Consider the following 20,608-nt stretch of genomic DNA (forward strand, 5'->3'; position numbering starts at 1 on the left):
ATTTCAATTAACCGCAATGCGGATTACGTTTTCAAACAACTGCATTACAGAGAGCTACGGTAAGGCAAAATGTTCGAGCGCAGCATCTGCTGTGTGCCCAGACCATAGTTCGAACTCAGGCCACGCAGTTCAATATTAAAGCCGATGACGTTATCGTACACGCTTTGGTCGTTTTCCCAGCCGTTAAGTTTACGCTCGTAACCGACGCGGATCGCATAACAGCAGGAGTTATATTGCACGCCAACCATCTGGTCAGCGGCTTTTTTCTCGTTGGTATCGAAATACCATGCGCCCACCACCGACCAGCGATCGGCAATAGGCCAGCTGCCCGCCGCGCCAACCTGAGAAATCCCCTCTTTATACTCATCCGACGTGGCGTATGACGGCAGCGTCGCCTGAATATATTCCGGGCTGGCGTAACGGTAGTTCAGCTGTAACATCCGATCCTGATCACGACGATATTCAATGGTACTGCTGCTGGTGGCAACGTTGTCCAGTCGCGTATCGTACTGTACGCCGCCACGCAGGCCCCAGCGATCGGAGATGCGCCAGTAAGTATCACCTGCCCACACCAGCGAGCCGGTTTGGTCGTCATCTTCCCATTTAATATTGTCGTCATCACCGGTGCGCGACTCGGTGAAGTAGTAGATTTGACCGACAGAAACGTTAAAACGTTCCACGGCGGCATCATCATAAATTCGCGAGGTCACGCCGGTGGTCACCTGATTTGCCGACGCGATACGGTCAAGGCCGCCATAGCTACGGTCGCGGAACAGACCGGTGTAGTCTGATTGCAGTAATGATGAGTCGTAGTTATTGATGTGGCTCTGGTCACGATAGGGCACATAAAGGTACTGGGCGCGCGGTTCAAGAGTCTGGGTATAGCCTTCAGCCCAGTTCATATCGCGCTCGAAAATCATTTTGCCATCGACTTTGAACTGCGGCATCACGCGGTTGACCGAGTCATCAAGCTGGTTGGTATTATTGCGGTTATAGGTATCCAGGTTGGTCTGCTGATAGTGCGTTGCCAGCAGTTTGGCTTCGGTATTCACGCTTCCCCAGCCGTTAGACAGCGGCAGGTTGATGGTCGGTTCAAGGTGCAGACGTGTCGCTTCCGGCTGGTTACTTTCGGTATTAACGAAGTGCACTGCCTGGCCATAAATACGGGTATCAAACGGACCGACATCGTTTTGATAATAGTTGACGTCGAGCTGCGGCTCTGCGGAGTAGCTGCTGTTGTTCTGATCGCTGAAGACCTGGAACTGTTTGGTGGAAACGGTGGCGTCAAAGTTCTGCACCGCATAGCCAAGGCTGAATTTCTGCGTGGCATAGCCGTCGGTACTGGAACCGTATTTGCTGTCAAAGTCGTTAAAATAGTTAGAGTCGCTGACTTTGGTGTAGTCGACGTTAAAACGCCATACCTGGTCAAGAACGCCGCCGTGTTGCCAGTAGAACAGCCAGCGATGGCGGCTGCCTTCTTTATCGTGGTCGTCCTGATAAACGTCATCTGACGGCAGGTAGTCCAGTTCCATCAGACCTGAGCCCGCCTGCGTCAGATAGCGGAATTCGTTCTCCCACATCACGTTGCCACGGCGGTGCATATAGTGCGGCGTGATAGTGGCGTCCATGTTGGGCGCAATATTCCAGTAATACGGCAGGGTGAACTCAAAGTAGTTCTTGCTGCTGTATTTGGCGTTGGGGATCAGGAAACCAGAACGACGTTTGTCACCTACCGGCAATTGCAGATAGGGACTGTAAAAGACCGGAACCGGACCGAGCTTAAAGCGGGCGTTCCAGATTTCCGCAACCTGTTCTTCACGATCGTGGATCACTTCGCTGCCCACCACGCTCCAGGTATTCGAACCTGGCAAGCATGAAGTAAAGGTGCCGTTTTCCAGGATGGTGTAGCGGTTTTCGCCACGCTGTTTCATCAGATCCGCTTTCCCGCGCCCCTGACGGCCCACCATCTGATAGTCGCCTTCCCAGATATTGGTATCTTTGGTGTTCAGGTTAGCCCAGCCTTTCGGCCCTTTAAGGATCACCTGGTTATCGTCGTAATGCACGTTGCCAAGCGCATCGACGGTACGCACTGGCTCAGGCTGTCCTGCGGCTTCTTTCTGATGAAGCTGGACTTCATCGGCCTGGAGGCGGCTGTTGCCCTGATTGATATCCACATTGCCGGTAAACGCGGCGTTATCGGGATAATTTCCTTTGGCATGATCGGCATTGATCGTGACCGGTAATTCGTTCGGCTCGCCCTCCACCAGAGGACGGTTATAGCTCGGCACGCCCAGCATACACTGCGAGGCGAGATCGGCGGCCATACCCTGCTGACTATACAGGGCGCTGGCGATCATGGTGGCCAGAAGGGTGGGAATACGTTTTTTCATACGTTTTATATGTTGTTCCGTCATCAGTGGCGTAGCGACTAGCAAACGGTCAGAGACTAACTTACTCATCCGCATCGCGCTAGTCTTAATCCTGCCCGTTTCATGCCCTTGTGTTAGGCACGGCATTGAATGACGGGTATGATAAAACATATTTTAGTCGCAGGCATGACGATTTGGGGAGTATATGCAGTATTGGGGCAAAGTGATTGGCGTGGCAGTGGCATTAATGATGGGCGGCGGCTTCTGGGGCGCGGTGCTGGGACTGCTGATAGGCCATATGTTTGATAAGGCGCGAAGCCGTCGGCTGAACTGGTTTGCCAATCAACAGGAGCGACAATCGCTATTTTTTGCCACCACCTTTGAGGTGATGGGGCATTTAACCAAATCGAAAGGCCGCGTGACGGAAGCGGATATTCAGATTGCCAGCGTCTTTATGGATCGCATGAATCTGCACGGCGAATCACGTAGCGCTGCGCAGCAGGCATTTCGCACGGGTAAAGCGGACAACTACCCGCTGCGTGAAAAAATGCGCGCTTTCCGAAGCATCTGTTTTGGCCGTGCCGATTTGATTAGGATGTTTCTGGAAATTCAAATCCAGGCGGCGTTTGCGGATGGACAATTGCACCCGAATGAACGTGAGGTGCTGTACGTAATTGCCGAGGAGTTAGGGATTTCCCGCGCGCAGTTCGATCAGTTCCTGCGCATGATGCAGGGTGGGGCGCAGTTTGGCGGCGGATATCAGCACCAGCAGCAGTCCGGCGGTGGCTGGCATCAGGCGCAGCGCGGACCGACGCTGGAGGATGCCTGTAACGTGCTGGGCGTGAAGCCGACCGATGACGGGACCACCATCAAGCGTGCCTACCGCAAGCTGATGAGCGAACATCATCCTGACAAGCTGGTAGCAAAGGGTCTGCCACCGGAGATGATGGAGATGGCGAAGCAAAAAGCGCAGGAGATCCAGAAGGCGTACGAGCTGATTAAAGAGCAGAAAGGGTTTAAGTAAGGTCGACAACGTGGCACGAAATCAATGCCATTATCCCATCATAATGCCGGGTGGCGGCTTCGCCTTACCCGGCCTACAAAATTCACAATATCAGAGGGTTGCCTAATAACTGTAGGCCCGGTAAGCGTAGCGCCACCGGGCATTATGGCTCCTTGCTAACGCCAACAAGGACCGTTGTCAAAAATCCGCCGGCACCTTAAACGTCATCGAACTGCCATACGCCGGATGGGTAATAGTCAGCATCTGCGCGTGTAGCAGCAGGCGTGGCGCTAACGCCAGCGCCTCTGGCGTGGCGTAGAACCGGTCGCCGAGGATCGGATGACCGAGCGCCAGCATATGCACGCGCAGCTGATGCGAGCGCCCGGTAATCGGCTTCAGCACTACGCGAGCGGTATTATCCGCCGCGTACTCCACCACCTCATACTCCGTCTGCGCCGCCTTACCGGTCTCAAAACAGACTTTCTGCTTTGGCCGGTTCGGCCAGTCGCAGATCAGCGGCAAATCCACCAGACCTTCTGCTTTCGCCGGATGGCCCCAGATCCGCGCCACGTACTGTTTTTTCGGCTCGCGCTCGCGAAACTGGCGTTTCAGCTCCCGCTCGGCAGCTTTGGTCAGCGCCACCACAATCACGCCGCTGGTCGCCATGTCCAGACGATGCACGGATTCGGCCTGCGGATAATCACGCTGAATACGCGTCATCACGCTGTCCTTGTGCTCCTCAAGACGCCCCGGCACCGACAACAGGCCGCTCGGCTTGTTGACCACCATAATGTGTTCATCCTGGTACAGAACGACCAGCCAGGGCTCCTGCGACGGATTGTAGTTTTCCATCCCCATGTGCTTTTCCGTTACTGATGCGTGACGACAATCAGACGCAGCGCGTCCAGACGCCAGCCCGCCTGGTTCAGGCTTTCCATCACCTGCTGGCGGTTGCTGTCGATGGCCTCCAGCTCATCCTCACGGATGTTCGGATTGACCGCTTTCAGTGCTTCCAGGCGCGACAGTTCAGCAGACAATTTCTCGTCGGCCTCGCTGCGCGCTGCATCAATAAGCTGGCGGGCGGCTTTTTCAATCTGCGCTTCGCCCTGTTGCAGAATGGCGTGAACCTCCTGCTGTACGGCGTTAACCAGCTTGCTACCGGTATGACGGTTAACCGCGCTGAGCTGGCGGTTAAAGGTCTCAAATTCGACCTGCGCCGCCAGATTGGTGCCGTTTTTGTCCAGTAGCATGCGCACCGGCGTCGGCGGCAGGAAGCGGTTAAGCTGGAGCTGTTTCGGGGCCTGTGCTTCGACAACGTAGATCAGTTCCAGCAGCAGCGTGCCCACCGGCAGCGCCTTGTTTTTCAGCAGTGAAATGGTGCTGCTGCCGGTATCACCGGACAAGATCAGATCCAGACCATTACGGATCAGCGGGTGCTCCCAGGTAATAAACTGCGCATCTTCACGCGACAGCGCAATATCACGCTCAAACGTAATGGTGCAGCCATCTTCCGGCAGACCGGGGAAATCCGGCACCAGCATGTGATCGGATGGCGTCAGGACAATCAGGTTTTCACCGCGGTCATCCTGGTTAATGCCGACGATGTCAAACAGGTTCATGGCGAAGGCGATCAGGCTGGTATCATCATCCTGTTCTTCAATACTCTCTGCCAGCGCCTGCGCTTTCTCCCCGCCGTTGGAGTGGATTTCCAGCAGACGGTCACGCCCCTGTTCAAGCTGGGCTTTCAGCGCGTCGTGCTGCGCGCGGCAGGATTTGATCAGATCGTCAAAACCATCGGTGTTTTCCGGTGCTGCCAGATACGTAATCAGGTCGTTATACACCGTGTCATAAATCGCGCGGCCGGTCGGGCAGGTATGCTCAAACGCATCAAGGCCTTCGTGATACCAGCGAACCAGTACCGACTGCGCGGTTCTCTCCAGGTAAGGAACGTGGATCTGAATATCGTGCGCCTGACCGATACGGTCCAGACGACCGATACGCTGCTCCAGCAGGTCCGGGTTAAACGGCAGGTCAAACATCACAAGGTTGCTGGCAAACTGGAAGTTACGCCCTTCAGAGCCGATTTCCGAGCACAGCAGCACCTGCGCGCCGCTGTCTTCTTCGCCAAACCACGCGGCGGCGCGGTCACGTTCGATGATCGACATACCTTCGTGGAAGACCGCGGCGCGGATGCCTTCGCGCTCGCGCAGCACCTGCTCCAGCTGCAGCGCCGTGGTGGCCTGGGCACAAATCACCAGCACTTTCTGCGAGCGGTGGCTGGTCAGATAGCCCATCAGCCATTCGACGCGCGGATCGAAGTTCCACCAGGTACCAGTATCACCTTCAAATTCCTGATAAATTTGCTCCGGGTAGAGCATGTCCCGCGCCCGGTCTTCCGCGCTTTTGCGCGCGCCCATGATGCCGGAGACTTTAATTGCGGTCTGGTACTGCGTTGGCAACGGCAGTTTGATGGTATGCAGTTCGCGCTTCGGAAAGCCTTTCACTCCGTTACGGGTGTTGCGGAACAGCACGCGGCTGGTGCCATGACGGTCCATCAGCATAGAGACCAGTTCCTGACGGGCGGACTGTGCGCCGTCGCGGTCGCTGTTCGCCGTTTGCAGCAGCGGTTCAATATCCTGTTCGCCGATGAGTTCACCGAGCATATTCAGTTCGCTGTCGCTGAGCTTATTACCCGCCAGCAGCAGGGCGACCGCGTCGGCGACCGGACGGTAGTTATTTTGTTCTTCCACAAACTGCGCGAAGTCGTGGAAGCGATCCGGATCCAGCAGGCGCAGGCGCGCAAAGTGGCTTTCCATTCCGAGCTGTTCCGGCGTGGCGGTCAGCAGCAGGACGCCCGGTACGTGACCGGCCAGTTCTTCAATGGCGCTATATTCGCGGCTCGGTGCGTCTTCACTCCACACCAGATGGTGCGCTTCATCGACTACCAGCAGATCCCACTCGGCATCACACAGATGTTCAAGGCGCTGTTTATTACGACGCACGAAGTCCAGCGAGCAGATCACCAGTTGTTCGGTTTCAAACGGATTGTCGGCATCGTGCTGCGCTTCGGCATAACGCTCATCGTCGAACAGCGCAAAGCGCAGGTTGAAGCGACGCAGCATTTCTACCAGCCACTGATGCTGCAACGTTTCCGGCACCACCACCAGGACACGCTCAGCCGCGCCGGACAGCAGTTGCTGATGCAGGATCATCCCGGCTTCAATGGTTTTACCCAAACCAACTTCATCTGCCAGCAGCACGCGCGGTGCGTGGCGGCGGCCAACGTCATGGGCAATGTTGAGCTGATGGGGGATCAGGCTGGTACGCTGGCCGCGCAGGCCGCTGTACGGCATGCGGTACTGTTCGCTCTGGTATTTACGCGCCCGATAACGCAGTGAAAAGCGATCCATACGGTCGATTTGCCCGGCGAACAGGCGATCCTGCGGTTTGCTGAACACCAGTTTGCTGTCGAGAAACACTTCGCGCAGCAGAACGTCTTTTTCGTCAGTATCCAGGCGCGTACCGGTATAGGCGAGCAGGCCATTTTCTTCTTTTACGTCATCAATGTGCAGCTGCCAGCCTTCATGACTTGTTACGGTATCGCCCGGATTGAACATAACGCGGGTCACGGGAGAATCGCTGCGCGCATACAGGCGGTTTTCTCCGGTAGCCGGAAATAATAGCGTGACAGTTCGCGCGTCCATCGCGACAACAGTACCAAGTCCTAGTTCGCTTTCGGTGTCGCTGATCCAGCGTTGACCAAGTGTAAAAGGCATATGTGTTCGGCTCTATCTCTTTGATTGCAGGCAATAACCGACCTCTGCCATCCGAAGGTAGCAGCGATCTGAATTGGGTCCAGGAATGGAAAGGGCGCTATGGTACTGGATGGCAGCGGATTCGTCACGTATCAAAATAGCCCCAGTTGCCCCGTCACTAGTGTAGCAAAATTATCGTTCATAAAGGGGAGTATCCCTTCGGCGACCGGCTCAAGCTGGCGGGTCAGGTAGTGATCGTAATCTAAGGGTGAACGCTGGTAATCAACCGGCTCCGGCCCGTTAGTGGTCCAGACGTATTTGATGGTCCCGCGATTTTGATACTGGGCGGCGCGGCCACGCTTCAGATTCTCTTCATCTGCCAGCCGCGCGGCGCGCACGTGTGGCGGTACATTGCGCTGATATTCGCTCAGCGGACGCCGCAGACGTTTGCGATAAACCAGCCGTTCGTCCAGTTCGCCCGCCAGCAGTTTGTCGATGGTTTCACGCACAAATTCCTTATACGGTTCGCGGCGGAAAATACGCAGGTACAGCTCCTGCTGGAACTGCTGCGCCAGCGGCGTCCAGTCGGTGCGCACGGTTTCCAGCCCTTTAAAGACCATCCGCTGTTTTTCCCCTTCCTGAATCAGTCCGGCATAGCGTTTTTTGCTGCCGGTATCGGCACCGCGAATGGTTGGCATCAGAAAGCGGCAGAAATGGGTCTCAAACTCCAGCTCCAGCGCGCTGGTCAGGTTCTCTTTTTTCAGCTCCGCCTTCCACCAGGCATTCACTTTTTTCACCAGCGTCTGACCGATCTGCGCGGCGTCATCTTCACTGTGGGAACGTTTGAGCCAGACAAAGGTGGAGTCTGTGTCGCCGTAGATGACGTCATAACCTTCCGCTTCGATCAGGGCTTTGGTCTGACGCATGATCGCGTGGCCGCGCATGGTGATCGACGAGGCCAGACGCGGATCGAAAAAGCGGCAGGCGCTGGTGCCGAGCACGCCGTAGAAGGCGTTCATAATGATCTTCAGCGCCTGCGACAATGGCTTGTTGCCCTGACGTTTGGCTTCTTCTCGCCCGTGCCAGATTTGGCTGACGATCTCCGGCAGACAGTGTTTGTCGCGGGAAAACCACGCGTCGAGAAAACCTTCGGTGCTGTGGGTGGGATCGGGCTGCGCCATGCCTTCGATCAGCCCGACCGGGTCGATCAGAAAGGTGCGGATAATCGACGGATACAGGCTTTTATAGTCCAGTACCAGCACCGAATCATACAGGCCAGGCCGGGAATCCATCACGTAGCCGCCGGGACTGGCCTGCGGCGGCACCGAACCCATATTTGGCGCCACGTACCCGGCGCGATGCATTCGTGGAAAATAGAGGTGGCTGAAGGCGGCGACCGATCCGCCGTGGCGATCGACCGGCAGACCGTTGACCGTCGCCCGTTCCAGCAAAAACGGCATGATCTGCGTTTTATGGAAGATGCGGGTTACCAGTTCGCAGTCTTTAAGGTTATACGTAGCTAATGCAGGTTTATCTTCGGCGAAACGACGGTCAATTTCGTCCATCCGGTCCCACGGGTTATCAATTGATTTCCCTTCGCCCAGCAGCTCTCGCGACACCGATTCCAGCGAGAATGACGAGAAGTTCCAGAAGGCTGATTTCAGCGCGTCAATGCCGTCGATGATCACCCGGCCGTTCATCTGCGCGAAAAACACGCCGTTTTTAAATCCGTGTTCGCGCCACTCCAGCTCGCTATTACCGCGTCCCAGGCGCAGTGGAATGCGGTAGCGTTCGGCATGCTTTTGCAGCATGCGTAAGTCAAATCCCACCACGTTCCAGCCGATCAGCACGTCCGGATCGTGCTCGGCAAACCAGGCATTAAGTTTTTCCAGCAGCTGCGGACGGCTGGCAACATACTCCAGATGAAAGTCGAGCGCCGGATCTTCACCGCTGGGCTGGCCAAGCATATACACTACGCGCTGACCGCAGCCTTCAAGACCAATACAGTACAACTCGCCGTGGCGGGTCGTTTCGATATCCAGCGATACCCATTTCAGCGGTGGCCGATAGTGCGGATTGGGTTTCAGGCGGGCGTTAATCAGTGCGCCATTCTGCTCATCACCGTCAACCCAGACAGGCGCAGTAATAAAACGCTCCATCAGGAAGCGCTCCGGCGGGCGCACGTCCACTTCGTATACGGTAACGCCGTTGTCGCGCAGCCGTTTTTCATAGTTCATTAACTGGCGGTGAGAGCGGCAGTACAGACCGTAAACCGGGCGACGGTGAAAATCTTTTAGTTCAAGCGGCGTGAGGCGAAATCCGTGTTCGGCGCTTAACGTTTGCTGCGCGCGCGCGACGTGGTCGGCAGCAATAAAGGCCACGGATTCCTGCGGCGGCAGGGTGACGTGCAGCGGACCGTTGTCCGTCGCCAGCCAGAATGTCACTTCCGTCCCCTGCGGAGTATCCCGCCAGTGCCGGGTTAAAATAAAGCCTTCTCGCGCCTGCGCCACGCTCAATTCTCGTCAATAAAATCAGACGTTATTATAACCTTTTTTAAGACGGGGTACTGACTTTTTGTACAGCGGTCTGCGGCATCAGGCGCCAGAGACGATAGCCGGTATACCACAACGACTCCTGTGCCAGCATCGGAAAACGAGTAGACCAGCTGCGGAACTGCGAACCAGGCGTTGGGGAAGACCAGGCCCGAATATTGTTATCCCAGGCCATCAGCATTAAGCGATGCATATGCAGAGGATCGCTGACCATCAGAGCGGTCGTTAAATGCTGTTTCTGCATCAGCGCTGCGGCGTTTTTTACGTTTTCGCGGGTTTTTGTTGAGGTCTCTTCCATCAGGATGGCTGAGGCAGGTATCCCCTGCGCCAGCAGATACTGGCGGGCGATAGCGGCGTCGGATAGCTGTGCATGAGGGCTGAGGCCACCGGTTAAGATAACCACCTGCACCAGCCCCTGTTGCCAGAGATGAACGGCGTGATCGAGCCGCGCCTGAAACACCAGCGACGGCTGGTCACCCTGAACGCCCGCGCCCGCGACGATGGCGCAGTCGGCTTTTTGCGTTTGATCCTGCAGGCTGAAATGATAAATGGCGATGGCGTTATAAATAAATACAGCGGCAATAACCGCGATGGTAAGGAATCCTGCCCGGCCTGCATATTTGAGTTTCATCCCCGCCCGCCTTTAATGATATTACGCTGCCTGAAATTGACCAGGGTTATCTTTGCATAAAAAAGCAATATGATCGCAAAATAATGGATATTGTTCAAAAACAGTTTCTTCTGAGGCTACGCCAGATCCTAAATAGTAGCGATGTCTTTTCCCGGTGGTTTCGATCACTGTTAAATAATACTTTTCATTTCTGGAATGAATATTAGGGGTTAATTGCAAAACCGCTATTTCGCTAAGCGGCCAGCTAAGGTTATCAATACGAATATGGCCTGGAGTTATAACGATCTCCGCAGGCGTAGTGGATTTACGCCAGCAGGCCCAGGAGTAAATCGGTACCAGGACGCAGACTTCGGCGATGATCACAACGACAACGCCTTTGACAATCATCTCCACGATCGGCAGCCCCAGAAAGCAGGCAATAATAACTAATAAAAGTACGCTGCAAGGGATGGTGGCAAAAATAAAATAGTTATCTTTTATTAATGATTTTGTGATGATTGATTTGTTAAGTGTATATTTTGTTTCCGTCATGATCATTACCTCTGATTTAACGGCGCTAAAATAGCATGATTACTTTTAGTCGCAAAAGAGGCAAATAAAACGAGAAGACAAGAAATGCGATGAGGGATCCATTTTCAGAAAAGATCGGTTTGTTGCCGGGAACACGCAAGCTTTTTTGCCGGGGCGTATTCATGTGCCCCGGCTAGATTCATTATCAATATCCGCGTGAGCGACGTGCCGCCGGAAACGCAACAGCGGCATAAGGCGTTTACTGCCCGTAATACGCCTTCGCTCCGTGTTTGCGCAGATAGTGCTTATCCAGCAGCGTTTGCTGCATATCCGGTAACTGCGGCGCGAGCTGGCGGCAGAAAATGCCCATATAAGCCACTTCTTCCAGCACGATAGCGTTATGCACCGCGTCCTCGGCGTTTTTACCCCATGCGAACGGGCCGTGGGAGTGAACCAGCACGCCCGGCATTTGTGCAGCGTCGATGCCCTGTTTTTCGAAGGTTTCAACAATGACGTTACCGGTTTCCCATTCATATTCGCCGTTGATTTCCGCATCGGTCATTTTGCGCGTGCAGGGGATAGTGCCGTAGAAATAGTCAGCGTGGGTGGTGCCGGTGGCCGGAATGGACTGCCCCGCCTGTGCCCAGATGGTCGCGTGGCGCGAGTGGGTATGCACAATGCCGCCAATGGTAGGGAAAGCCTGGTATAGCAGGCGATGCGTTGGCGTGTCGGATGACGGTTTTTTGCTGCCTTCGACCACTTCGCCAGTGGCGATGCTGACCACTACCATATCTTCGGCTTTCATTACGCCGTAATCGACGCCGGAAGGTTTAATGACAAAGACGCCGCGCTCGCGATCGACGGCGCTGACGTTACCCCAGGTGAGGGTTACCAGATTGTGTTCTGGTAAGGCCAGGTTCGCTTCCAGTACCTGACGTTTGAGATCTTCTGGCATGTTGCTCTCCCTGCCGGATGGCGCTTCGCTTATCCGGCCTACAGTCGGTGGTCTCTCTGCCGGATGGCGCTTCGCTTATCCGGCCTACGTTCGTTGGTTTCCCTGCCGGATGAGGGGGTCCATAACGAAGGACGCATTGTAGGCCCGGTAAGCGCAGCGCCACCGGGCATTGCGGTTAGCGTTTTGAGCCGAAATAGACTTCGTTCCAGCGCAGCGCGTCTTTAAACGCGGGCAGGCGGGTATCGTTATCAATGACGGCGATTTCAATATCGTGCAGATCGGTAAACTGGCGCATATCGTCCAGGGTCAGCGCATGGCTGAAGACGGTATGGTGCGCGCCACCGGCGATAATCCACGCTTCTGAGGCGGTTGGGAGATCCGGCTGGGCTTTCCACAGCGCATTGGCGACCGGCAGCTTCGGCAGATCGTGCGGGGTTTCTACAGAATCCACGCAGTTGACCAGCAGGCGGAAGCGATCGCCGAGATCGATAAGGCTGGCGGCGATCGCCGGGCCGGTTTTGGTATTGAAAATCAGACGGGCCGGATCGGCCTTGCCGCCGATACCGAGCGGCTTAACCTCGAGGATCGGTTTTTCATCCACGGCGATAGACGGACACACTTCCAGCATATGTGAGCCGAGCACCAGATCGTTGCCCTTCTCAAAGTGGTAGGTGTAATCCTCCATAAATGAGGTGCCGCCCTGTAGACCGGTTGACATCACCTTCATGATGCGTAACAGAGCGGCGGTTTTCCAGTCGCCTTCGCCCGCAAAGCCGTAGCCCTGCTGCATCAGACGCTGTACGGCCAGACCCGGAAGCTGTTTCAGGCCGTGTAAATCTTCAAACGTGGTGGTGAAGGCATGGAAACCGCCCTCTTCGAGGAAGCGCTTCATCCCGAGTTCGATACGCGCCGCGTCGATCACGTTCTGTCGTTTATCGCCGTGGATCTGCGCTGCTTCCGTCAGGCGATAGCTGCTTTCATATTCGTCGACCAGCGCGCTGATATCGCCATCGCTGACCGCATTAACCACCTGCACCAGATCGCCGACCGCCCAGGTATTGACGGAGAAGCCAAATTTAATCTGCGCCGCGACTTTATCGCCGTCGGTCACCGCCACTTCACGCATATTGTCGCCAAAGCGGCACACTTTCAGATGGCGGGTGTCCTGTTTTGACACGGCCTGACGCATCCACGCGCCGATACGCTGGTGGGCGTCTTTGTCCTGCCAGTGACCGGTCACCACGCTGTGTTGCAGACGCATCCGCGCGCCGATGAAACCGAACTCACGGCCGCCGTGCGCAGTCTGGTTGAGGTTCATAAAGTCCATATCGATGCTGTCCCACGGCAGGGCGGCATTGAACTGGGTATGGAACTGCAGCAGCGGCTTGTTAAGGATCGTCAGCCCGTTGATCCACATTTTGGCCGGCGAGAAGGTGTGCAGCCAGACCATCAGCCCCGCGCATTTGTCTTCGTAGTTGGCGTCACGGCAAATAGACGTGATCTCATCCGGGGAAGTACCCAGCGGTTTTAACACCAGCTTGCACGGCAGATTGCCTTCGCTATTCAGCGCATTAACCACATGTTCCGCGTGCTGCGTTACCTGACGCAGCGTTTCCGGGCCGTAAAGATGCTGGCTACCAATTACAAACCATACTTCATAGTTATTAAAAATCGTCATTGTCATGTCCTTAACAGGTCAGAGATGTCTGGTGGGCCGATGCTTTTTGTACCGGCGCGGAATCAGGGAGGTATTGCTGTTCGGCGCTCACCGCCCACTGCTGATAGCGGCGATAAAGCTGTTCAAAACGCTGTGCCTGCTGCGGGCGCGGTTGCAGGGTGATCTCCACGGCGCTGGCCATACTGGCCTGCGCGGCGGGGATTGTGGTATGCACGCCTGCTGCCACGGCGGCGAAGATAGCCGCGCCCAGCGCGCAGCACTGATCCGAGGCAACGATTTGCAGCGGGCGGTTCAGGACGTCGCAGCAGGCCTGCATAATCACCGGGTTTTTACGCGCGATACCGCCAAGCGCCATCACGTTATTGACCGCAATGCCTTGTTCGGTAAAGCATTCCATAATGGCACGCGCGCCGAAGGCAGTGGCGGCAATCAGACCGCCAAACAGCGCAGGCGCGTCGGTCGCCAGATTCAGATCGGTAATGACGCCTTTCAGACGCTGATTGGCATTTGGCGTGCGGCGACCGTTAAACCAGTCGAGCACCACCGGCAGGTGATCGAGCGAAGGATTTTTCGCCCACGCTTCGGTGAGCGCCGGAAGGAGTTGTTTCTGGCTGGCTTTGATCTGCTCTTTCAGTTCAGGATGCTGCGCGGCAAGCTGTTCCAGCGGCCAGCCGAGGATACGGCCGAACCACGCATAAATATCGCCGAACGCCGATTGGCCGGCTTCCATACCGATGAAATCCGGGACCACGCTGCCGTCAACCTGGCCGCAGATACCTTTCACGGCGCGCTCGCCAACGCTGTCTTTATCGGCGATCAGAATGTCGCAGGTGGAGGTGCCGATCACTTTCACCAGCGCGTTAGGCTGCGCGCCCGCGCCGACTGCGCCCATATGGCAGTCAAACGCGCCGCCGGAAATGACCACGCTTTGCGGCAGGCCCAGACGCTGAGCCCATTCGGCACTCAGGTTGCCGACCGGCAGATCGGCGGTGTACGTTTCGCTGAACATCGGATACGCCAGATGGCGATTAAGGAGCGGGTCCAGCTCATCAAAGAAGCTGGCGGGCGGCAGTCCGCCCCAGCCTTCATGCCACAGTGATTTGTGTCCGGCGCTACAGCGGCCACGACGGATATCGGCAGGGCGCGTTGTGCCGGAGAGCAGGGCAGGTACCCAGTCGCATAATTCGATCCAGGATGCCGCTGCCTGCGCGACGGCGCTGTCCTGACGGGTAACGTGCAGAATTTTGGCCCAGAACCATTCGCTGGAGTAAATACCGCCGATGTAGCGAGAGTAATCTTCTTTGCCCGGCGTATGGCACAGGCGGGTAATCTCTTCCGCTTCCTCCACCGAGGTATGATCTTTCCACAGTACAAACATGGCGTTTGGGTTGTCAGCGAACTCCGCTCTGAGCGCCAGTACCTGACCCTCGGCATCAATGGGGGCAGGGGTGGAGCCGGTGCTGTCAACGCCAATGCCGACTACCTCATTGCGCTGCGCATTGCTCAGCTCAGCCAGCACGCTTTTGACCGCCGCTTCCATCGACTCAATATAATCGCGTGGATGATGACGGAACTGGTTATTCGGGGCGTCGCAATAACGGCCCTCCTGCCAGCGCGGATACCATTCCACGCTGGTGGCGATTTCCTTGCCAGTGGCGCAATCCACCGCCAGTGCGCGCACAGAATCACTACCAAAATCGAGGCCAATTGCAATCGCCATCGTGTTACTCCATCCAGAAAAACAGTGATGGTGAAACAGTAGAGACTGGCGAAAAAAAGCGTCAGGCCGGAACCGCTAATCTTATGGACAAAATCGCTATGGCGTTGCAAAGTGTGACGGCGTGCAAATATTCAATGTGGACTTTTCAACCTTCTTTATAGACACTCTTGTTACTACTTTGAAACTGTTATGTAGCCTGTTAATGGGGAAGAAGCTTCTCCGGAGCGGGTTGATGCGCTGAATTTGATATTTTTGTTAACGTTGCCCTGCATTGACCACCTTAAATCGTAATATGGACAATTGGTTTCTAAAACTTTATCGGGAGTGTAGTGGTAATGGCTGAAACGCAAAACGATCCTCTCCTGCCAGGCTATTCATTCAATGCTCATCTGGTGGCCGGTTTAACGCCGATTGAGGCGGGCGGCTACCTGGATTTTTTCATCGACCGGCCGCTGGGAATGAAGGGATATATCCTTAACCTGACCGTGCGTGGCGAAGGCGTCATTGACAATAACGGCCAGCATTTTGTCTGCCGTCCGGGCGATATGCTGCTGTTTCCGCCGGGGGAGATCCACCACTACGGTCGTCATCCGGAGGCAAAGGAGTGGTATCACCAGTGGGTTTACTTCCGCCCCCGCGCCTACTGGCAGGAGTGGCTGGCGTGGCCGACTATTTTCGCGCAGACCGGTTTCCATCGCCCTGACGCATCGCATGAGCCAATGTTTCGCGAGCTGTTCGGCCAGATTATTGACGCCGGCCAGGGGGCGGGGCGCTACTCAGAACTGCTGGCGATTAATCTGCTGGAGCAGTTGCTGTTGCGCCGGATGGAGGCGGTGAATGAATCTCTGCATCCGCCGCTGGATCACCGGGTGCGCGAGGCGTGCCAGTACATCAGCGATCATCTTTCCGACAGCCATTTTGATATTGCCAGCGTCGCGCAGCACGTCTGTCTTTCGCCCTCCCGGCTCTCGCATCTTTTCCGTCAGCAGCTTGGGGTCAGCGTATTGAGCTGGCGTGAGGATCAGCGCATCAGCCAGGCGAAGTTTCTGCTCAGTACCACCCGCATGCCGATCGCCAGCGTGGGCAGGAATATTGGCTTTGAGGATCAGCTTTATTTTTCCCGCGTTTTCAAGAAATGTACTGGTGCCAGTCCCAGCGAATTTCGCTCGGGATGTGAATAAAAAGTGAATGATGTGTCCGGATGCTTGTCATAATCGTTAATCACTTCAGACAATTGATGCCTTGACGAGATATGCATCGCTGCGCAGAATCCCTGCTTCAGAAATCCCGACGGACACATTATGCAAGCATTGCTGGAACATTTTGTCACTCAATCAGCCAGTTATTCACTGATCGCTATCGCGCTGGTCGCTTTTCTCGAATCACTGGCGCTGGTGGGACTGATCCTGCCGGGCACGGTGATGATGGCCGGGCTGGGCGCGTTAATCGGCAGCGGTGAAGTTAACTTCTGGCAGGCGTGGCTGGCGGGTATCGTGGGCTGTTTGCTGGGCGACTGGATCTCGTTCTGGCTGGGCTGGCGCTTTAAAAAGCCGCTGCACCGCTGGTCGTTCATGAAAAAGAATAAGTCCCTGCTGGACAAAACCGAGCACGCCCTGCATCAGCACAGCATGTTTACTATCCTGGTGGGGCGTTTTGTCGGGCCGACGCGTCCGCTGGTGCCGATGGTCGCCGGCATGCTCGATCTGCCGATCGCCAAATTTGTAGTACCCAATATTATCGGCTGCCTGTTCTGGTCGCCGGTCTACTTCCTGCCGGGGATCCTCGCCGGGGCGGCGATTGATATCCCTGCCGACGCGCAGAGCAGCGGGTTTAAATGGCTACTGCTGACAGCGGCGTTGTTGTTGTGGATTGCCGCCTGGCTGTGCTGGCGATTGTGGCGCAGCGGGAAAAGCGGCCGCGATCGCCTTTCCCAACTCTTTCCGCGCGCGCGGCTGATCTGGCTGGCACCGCTGGTCAGCGGTATCGCTGTGGTGGCGTTAATTGCGGCGATCCGTCATCCGTCGATGCCGGTCTATGCGGATATTCTACTCCGGGTTGTGACCGGCAATACCCAGTAATGAAGAGGCGCTGGCGCGACCGCTCAGTAGCTCAGCGGTTGCGCCATCCCACGCTATCCTGCCGTCGGCGATGACCAGCGAGCGTCCGGCGATGCGTGCAGCATCCTCGACGCTGTGCGATACCATCAAGAGCGTCAGGTGTTGGCGGCGACAGACATCGTTGACCAGGCTGAGCATCTCCTGGCGCAGCGCCGGATCGAGGGCAGAAAACGGTTCATCCAGCAGCAGTATCGGCTGTTCACGTACCAGACAGCGCGCCAGCGCTGCCCGCTGGCGCTGGCCGCCGGAGAGTTCAGATGGCAGGCGATCGAGCAGTGATTCAAGGCCCATTTGACTGGCAATCAATTGCAGTTTCTGCCGCTGCGCCTCGTTCAGTTTCAGACCTGGATCTAACCCCAGACCAATGTTTTGCCGCACGGTGAGATGGCTGAAAAGATTATTTTCCTGAAACAGCATCGACACCGGGCGGCGCGCGGGCGGCGTGTGGGTATGGACCTGGTTTTCAATCATAATGGTGCCGCTTTGCGGGCTGAGAAAACCGGCGATCAGATTGAGCAGCGTACTTTTACCCGCGCCGCTCGGGCCCAGCACCGCGACCTGTTCTCCCTGTTTGATGGAGACGGTAAAGCGCATCGGCAGATGCTGATAAAGCCAGATAACATCAGTAAGTTTCAGCATGGCGTCCCGGAAGTTTCTCGATAACGGTAAAAAGCGTAAAGCAGAGCAGCAGCAGTAGCAGAGCGGTTACTGCTCCTTCCTGGCTGCGATAAGAGCCGATTTGCTGATAAAGATAGAAGGGTAGCGTGCGGAAATCATCGTTGCCAAACAGGGCGACGACGCCAAAATCGCCAATTGACAGCACGCAGGCAAACGCCAGTGCCTGCGCCAGCGGACGCTTCAGCGCGCGCAGTTCCAGCACCTTCAGGCGGGTAAAACCCGCCATACCCAGCGATTGGCACAGCATCGTATAGCGAGTGGTGAGATCGCGCATTGGATTATCCAGCACCTTCAGCGCATAGGGGATCGCCATCAGCGCGTTGGTAAAAATCACGATACCATCCGCGGATTGCGGTAGCCCTACGCTGTTATTGAGCAGCAAAAAGAATCCCGTCGCCAGCACAATACCCGGCATGGCGAGAATTAACATTCCGGAAAGCTCCATCGCCTGACCTGCCAGCGGACGCGCTCTGGCGCGAAGTTCGCGGCTGCTCCACAGCAGCATCATGGTCAGCACCACGCACAGCACGCCTGCCGCCAGGGCAATACGCAGCGAGGTCCACAGTGCCTGCCACATGGCGGGCTGTTGCAGAACAGCAGGAAGATCGCGATTAACACCTTCAATGATGACCGCCAGCAGCGGCGGCAGCAAAAGCAGCAGAGCAGCGGCGATGAGCAGTGTGTCAGCGATCCGACTGGCGCGGCGGTCTTGCGGATCGCGCCAGCCCTTAAGCTGAGTATTGCCTGGCGCAATCGCTTTGCTCAGGCGCTGGCTTAAAAGCACCAGACCCAGACAGCAGATCATCTGGATCAGCGCCAGCATCGCCGCGCGGCCAGGATCGTAATCAAAATTCAGCGCCTGGTAGATCGCCAGTTCGATCGTTGTCGCCTGCGGACCGCCGCCGAGCGACAGTACCGTAGCAAAGCTAGCGAAGCAGAGCATAAAAATCAGCGCGGCGACCGGCGGGATCTGCCGACGCAGCCACGGCCATTCCACAAAGCGGAAGAAGTCATAGCCGCGCATTCCCAGCTGCGCCGCCAGCTGCCGCTGTTCGCCTGGGATCTGCTCCAGCACCTGAAGCAGCAGGCGGGTTGCCATCGGCAAATTAAAAAAGATATGCGCCAGCAGGATGCCCTGCAGACCATACGGGGAAAAGGTCCACTCCAGGCCGCAGAGATGCGCCAGCGACGCCAGCCATCCCTGACGTCCATAGACGCTCAGAATGCCGAATACGCCTACCAACACTGGCAGGATCAATGTCATCGCGCACAGGCGCAGCAGCATCATCCTGCCGGGAAAGCGGCGGCGATAGAGTGAACGGGCAAGGAAAATGGCCGGGCCTGTCGACAGCAGCGCCGACAAAAACGCCTGCCAGAAGGAGAAGCGCACCACGTGCCACAGGTAGCTGTCCTCAAGCAGCGTACGCCAGGCCGCCTGCGGCGCGCTGATCCAGAGCGCCAGAAATGCGGCCAGCGCCACCGCCACCATGAGTGTGGCGGCGGCGAGGCCCGGTATCAGCCAGCCGGGAATTAACGGCTGACGGCGCGTTGCCATTCGCTAATCCACTGCGCGCGCTGCTGCGCGACGTCATGCGAGGAAAACTGCAGCGTGGTTTTCGGTTTTGCCAGATCGGCAAACCCTGCCGGCAGGGTGACGTCAGTGACCGGATACATCCAGTTGCCGGTTGGAATGGCATTCTGGAACGCCGGGGAAACCATGAAGGTAAGGAATTTCTTCGCCAGTTCAGGCTGCTTGCTGGCCGCCGTACGGGCCGCGACTTCAACCTGGAGATAGTGACCTTCAGCAAAATCCGCGGCCGCGTACTGCGATTTTTTCTCTTCAATAATATGGTAGGCCGGAGAGGTGGTGTAGCTCAGCACCAGATCGCTTTCGCCTTTTAAGAACAGCCCGTAGGCTTCACTCCAGCCTTTGGTCACGGTAACGGTTTTTGCCGCCAGTTTCTGCCAGGCTTCTGATGTTTTATCACCGTAGACTTTTTGCATCCACAGCAGCAGACCCAGACCCGGCGTGCTGGTGCGCGGATCTTCATAAATTACGCGCCATTTCTGGTCGCTTTCCACCAGTTCCTTCAGGCTTTTCGGCGGATTTTTCAGCTTGTTTTTGTCATAGACAAACGCGAAGTAGCCGTAGTCGAAAGGCACGAAAGTATCGTTGTCCCAGCCGCCCGGCACCTTAACCGCGCTGACCGGCACGTCGCTTTTGGCAAACAGCTTAGTTTGCGTGGCGGCTTCCAGCAGGTTGTTATCCAGCCCCAGCACCACGTCGGCTTTGCTGTTTTTCCCTTCCATACGCAGGCGGTTGAGCAGCGATACGCCGTCTTCCAGCGCCACGAACTTCAGCTCGCAACCGCAGTCGGCTTCAAAGGCTTTTTTGACCACCGGCCCCGGTCCCCAGTCGGCGGAGAACGAGTCGTAGGTGTAGACGGTGAGTACCGGTTTAGCGAAAACAGGCGCGGCGACCAGCGCCAGCAGCGGCAGATATTTTTTTAACACTTTGCACCTCAGTAGATGGGTGGCAAAGGATTTTGAGCGGTAGCCTCAAATCCCTTCGCCGGCATTATCCGGATCAGGTTCGACGGGTATTTTCTCAGCTTTTATCAGCACCCCGTTGAGCACGTT

At 56.3% G+C, this 20,608-nt stretch carries 15 protein-coding genes and 1 riboswitch; of the genes, 3 read left to right on the plus strand and 12 right to left on the minus strand.

Annotation, left to right across the window (positions count from 1 at the left end; translation table 11 throughout):
• Positions 1-44: 44 nt before the first annotated feature.
• A complete protein-coding gene (gene lptD / locus P0H77_RS04400; RefSeq protein WP_276163737.1) occupies positions 45-2,390 on the minus strand; it encodes an LPS assembly protein LptD in 2,346 nt (781 codons plus the stop codon).
• Positions 2,391-2,574: 184 nt separating this feature from the next.
• On the opposite strand from lptD, the gene djlA reads away from it, so the two are divergent.
• A complete protein-coding gene (gene djlA, locus P0H77_RS04405; RefSeq protein WP_276163738.1) occupies positions 2,575-3,393 on the plus strand; it encodes a co-chaperone DjlA in 819 nt (272 codons plus the stop codon).
• A 177-nt stretch (positions 3,394-3,570) separates the two neighbouring features.
• Here the strand turns inward: djlA and rluA are convergent, their stop codons facing one another.
• The 8 genes from rluA to araB all read right to left on the minus strand — a co-directional run bounded on the left by rluA (position 3,571) and on the right by araB (position 15,173).
• Positions 3,571-4,230, minus strand: a complete 660-nt coding sequence (rluA, locus tag P0H77_RS04410) for a bifunctional tRNA pseudouridine(32) synthase/23S rRNA pseudouridine(746) synthase RluA (protein ID WP_276163739.1) — start codon at positions 4,228-4,230, stop codon at positions 3,571-3,573.
• 11 nt (positions 4,231-4,241) lie between these two features.
• Positions 4,242-7,148, minus strand: a complete 2,907-nt coding sequence (gene rapA / locus P0H77_RS04415) for an RNA polymerase-associated protein RapA (protein WP_276163740.1) — start codon at positions 7,146-7,148, stop codon at positions 4,242-4,244.
• A gap of 131 nt (positions 7,149-7,279) precedes the next feature.
• Entirely contained in the window at positions 7,280-9,637 is a 2,358-nt protein-coding gene (gene polB / locus P0H77_RS04420; RefSeq protein WP_276163741.1) for a DNA polymerase II, read from the minus strand.
• 43 nt (positions 9,638-9,680) lie between these two features.
• Positions 9,681-10,310 carry a YdcF family protein gene (locus P0H77_RS04425; RefSeq protein ID WP_276163742.1) on the minus strand — a complete coding sequence of 210 codons (630 nt, stop codon included), beginning with the start codon at positions 10,308-10,310 and terminating at the stop codon, positions 9,681-9,683.
• Between the two features lie 21 nt (positions 10,311-10,331).
• Positions 10,332-10,841: a hypothetical protein gene (locus P0H77_RS04430; protein ID WP_276163743.1), complete on the minus strand. Its 510-nt coding sequence runs from the start codon at positions 10,839-10,841 to the stop codon at positions 10,332-10,334.
• Between the two features lie 238 nt (positions 10,842-11,079).
• The gene (gene araD / locus P0H77_RS04435) at positions 11,080-11,775 is read right to left on the minus strand and encodes an L-ribulose-5-phosphate 4-epimerase (protein ID WP_276163744.1); all 696 of its coding nucleotides are present in this window, start codon (positions 11,773-11,775) and stop codon (positions 11,080-11,082) included.
• Positions 11,776-11,950: 175 nt separating this feature from the next.
• The gene (gene araA / locus P0H77_RS04440; RefSeq protein WP_276163745.1) at positions 11,951-13,453 is read right to left on the minus strand and encodes an L-arabinose isomerase; all 1,503 of its coding nucleotides are present in this window, start codon (positions 13,451-13,453) and stop codon (positions 11,951-11,953) included.
• A gap of 10 nt (positions 13,454-13,463) precedes the next feature.
• Positions 13,464-15,173 carry a ribulokinase gene (gene araB, locus P0H77_RS04445; RefSeq protein WP_276163746.1) on the minus strand — a complete coding sequence of 570 codons (1,710 nt, stop codon included), beginning with the start codon at positions 15,171-15,173 and terminating at the stop codon, positions 13,464-13,466.
• A 335-nt stretch (positions 15,174-15,508) separates the two neighbouring features.
• Between araB and araC the strand changes: the two genes are divergently transcribed.
• Positions 15,509-16,354 carry an arabinose operon transcriptional regulator AraC gene (gene araC / locus P0H77_RS04450; protein WP_276163747.1) on the plus strand — a complete coding sequence of 282 codons (846 nt, stop codon included), beginning with the start codon at positions 15,509-15,511 and terminating at the stop codon, positions 16,352-16,354.
• Positions 16,355-16,474: 120 nt separating this feature from the next.
• Positions 16,475-17,251, plus strand: coding sequence for a DedA family protein (locus P0H77_RS04455; RefSeq protein WP_276163748.1), 777 nt, complete (start codon positions 16,475-16,477; stop codon positions 17,249-17,251).
• On the opposite strand, the gene thiQ is transcribed toward P0H77_RS04455, so the two are convergent.
• The 3 genes from thiQ to thiB are packed head-to-tail and all read right to left on the minus strand — an operon-like array spanning position 17,219 to position 20,482.
• Complete coding sequence (gene thiQ, locus P0H77_RS04460) at positions 17,219-17,929, minus strand: thiamine ABC transporter ATP-binding protein ThiQ (protein WP_276163749.1); 711 nt, start codon at positions 17,927-17,929, stop codon at positions 17,219-17,221. The genes P0H77_RS04455 and thiQ overlap by 33 nt on opposite strands.
• On the minus strand, positions 17,913-19,523 hold the full coding sequence (gene thiP, locus P0H77_RS04465) for a thiamine/thiamine pyrophosphate ABC transporter permease ThiP (RefSeq protein ID WP_276163750.1): 1,611 nt from the start codon (positions 19,521-19,523) through the stop codon (positions 17,913-17,915). Before thiP ends, thiQ begins: the two co-directional genes overlap by 17 nt.
• Positions 19,499-20,482: a thiamine ABC transporter substrate binding subunit gene (gene thiB, locus P0H77_RS04470; RefSeq protein WP_276163751.1), complete on the minus strand. Its 984-nt coding sequence runs from the start codon at positions 20,480-20,482 to the stop codon at positions 19,499-19,501. The genes thiP and thiB overlap by 25 nt, the downstream gene beginning before the upstream one ends.
• 32 nt (positions 20,483-20,514) lie before the next feature.
• Positions 20,515-20,607, minus strand: a riboswitch (TPP riboswitch).
• Between the last annotated feature and the right edge of the window lies 1 nt (position 20,608).

It is taken from the genome of Superficieibacter sp. HKU1 (genome assembly GCF_029319185.1).
Taxonomy (GTDB): domain Bacteria; phylum Pseudomonadota; class Gammaproteobacteria; order Enterobacterales; family Enterobacteriaceae; genus Superficieibacter.

What these genes read in the sequence shown, in the direction of transcription:
- lptD (WP_276163737.1), bottom strand. Translation starts at nt 2,390, where the DNA reads ATGAAAAAACGTATTCCCACCCTTCTGGCCACCATGATCGCCAGCGCC.
- djlA (WP_276163738.1), top strand. Translation starts at nt 2,575, where the DNA reads ATGCAGTATTGGGGCAAAGTGATTGGCGTGGCAGTGGCATTAATGATG.
- rluA (WP_276163739.1), bottom strand. Translation starts at nt 4,230, where the DNA reads ATGGGGATGGAAAACTACAATCCGTCGCAGGAGCCCTGGCTGGTCGTT.
- rapA (WP_276163740.1), bottom strand. Translation starts at nt 7,148, where the DNA reads ATGCCTTTTACACTTGGTCAACGCTGGATCAGCGACACCGAAAGCGAA.
- P0H77_RS04425 (WP_276163742.1), bottom strand. Translation starts at nt 10,310, where the DNA reads ATGAAACTCAAATATGCAGGCCGGGCAGGATTCCTTACCATCGCGGTT.
- P0H77_RS04430 (WP_276163743.1), bottom strand. Translation starts at nt 10,841, where the DNA reads ATGACGGAAACAAAATATACACTTAACAAATCAATCATCACAAAATCA.
- araD (WP_276163744.1), bottom strand. Translation starts at nt 11,775, where the DNA reads ATGCCAGAAGATCTCAAACGTCAGGTACTGGAAGCGAACCTGGCCTTA.
- araA (WP_276163745.1), bottom strand. Translation starts at nt 13,453, where the DNA reads ATGACGATTTTTAATAACTATGAAGTATGGTTTGTAATTGGTAGCCAG.
- araB (WP_276163746.1), bottom strand. Translation starts at nt 15,173, where the DNA reads ATGGCGATTGCAATTGGCCTCGATTTTGGTAGTGATTCTGTGCGCGCA.
- araC (WP_276163747.1), top strand. Translation starts at nt 15,509, where the DNA reads ATGGCTGAAACGCAAAACGATCCTCTCCTGCCAGGCTATTCATTCAAT.
- P0H77_RS04455 (WP_276163748.1), top strand. Translation starts at nt 16,475, where the DNA reads ATGCAAGCATTGCTGGAACATTTTGTCACTCAATCAGCCAGTTATTCA.
- thiQ (WP_276163749.1), bottom strand. Translation starts at nt 17,929, where the DNA reads ATGCTGAAACTTACTGATGTTATCTGGCTTTATCAGCATCTGCCGATG.
- thiP (WP_276163750.1), bottom strand. Translation starts at nt 19,523, where the DNA reads ATGGCAACGCGCCGTCAGCCGTTAATTCCCGGCTGGCTGATACCGGGC.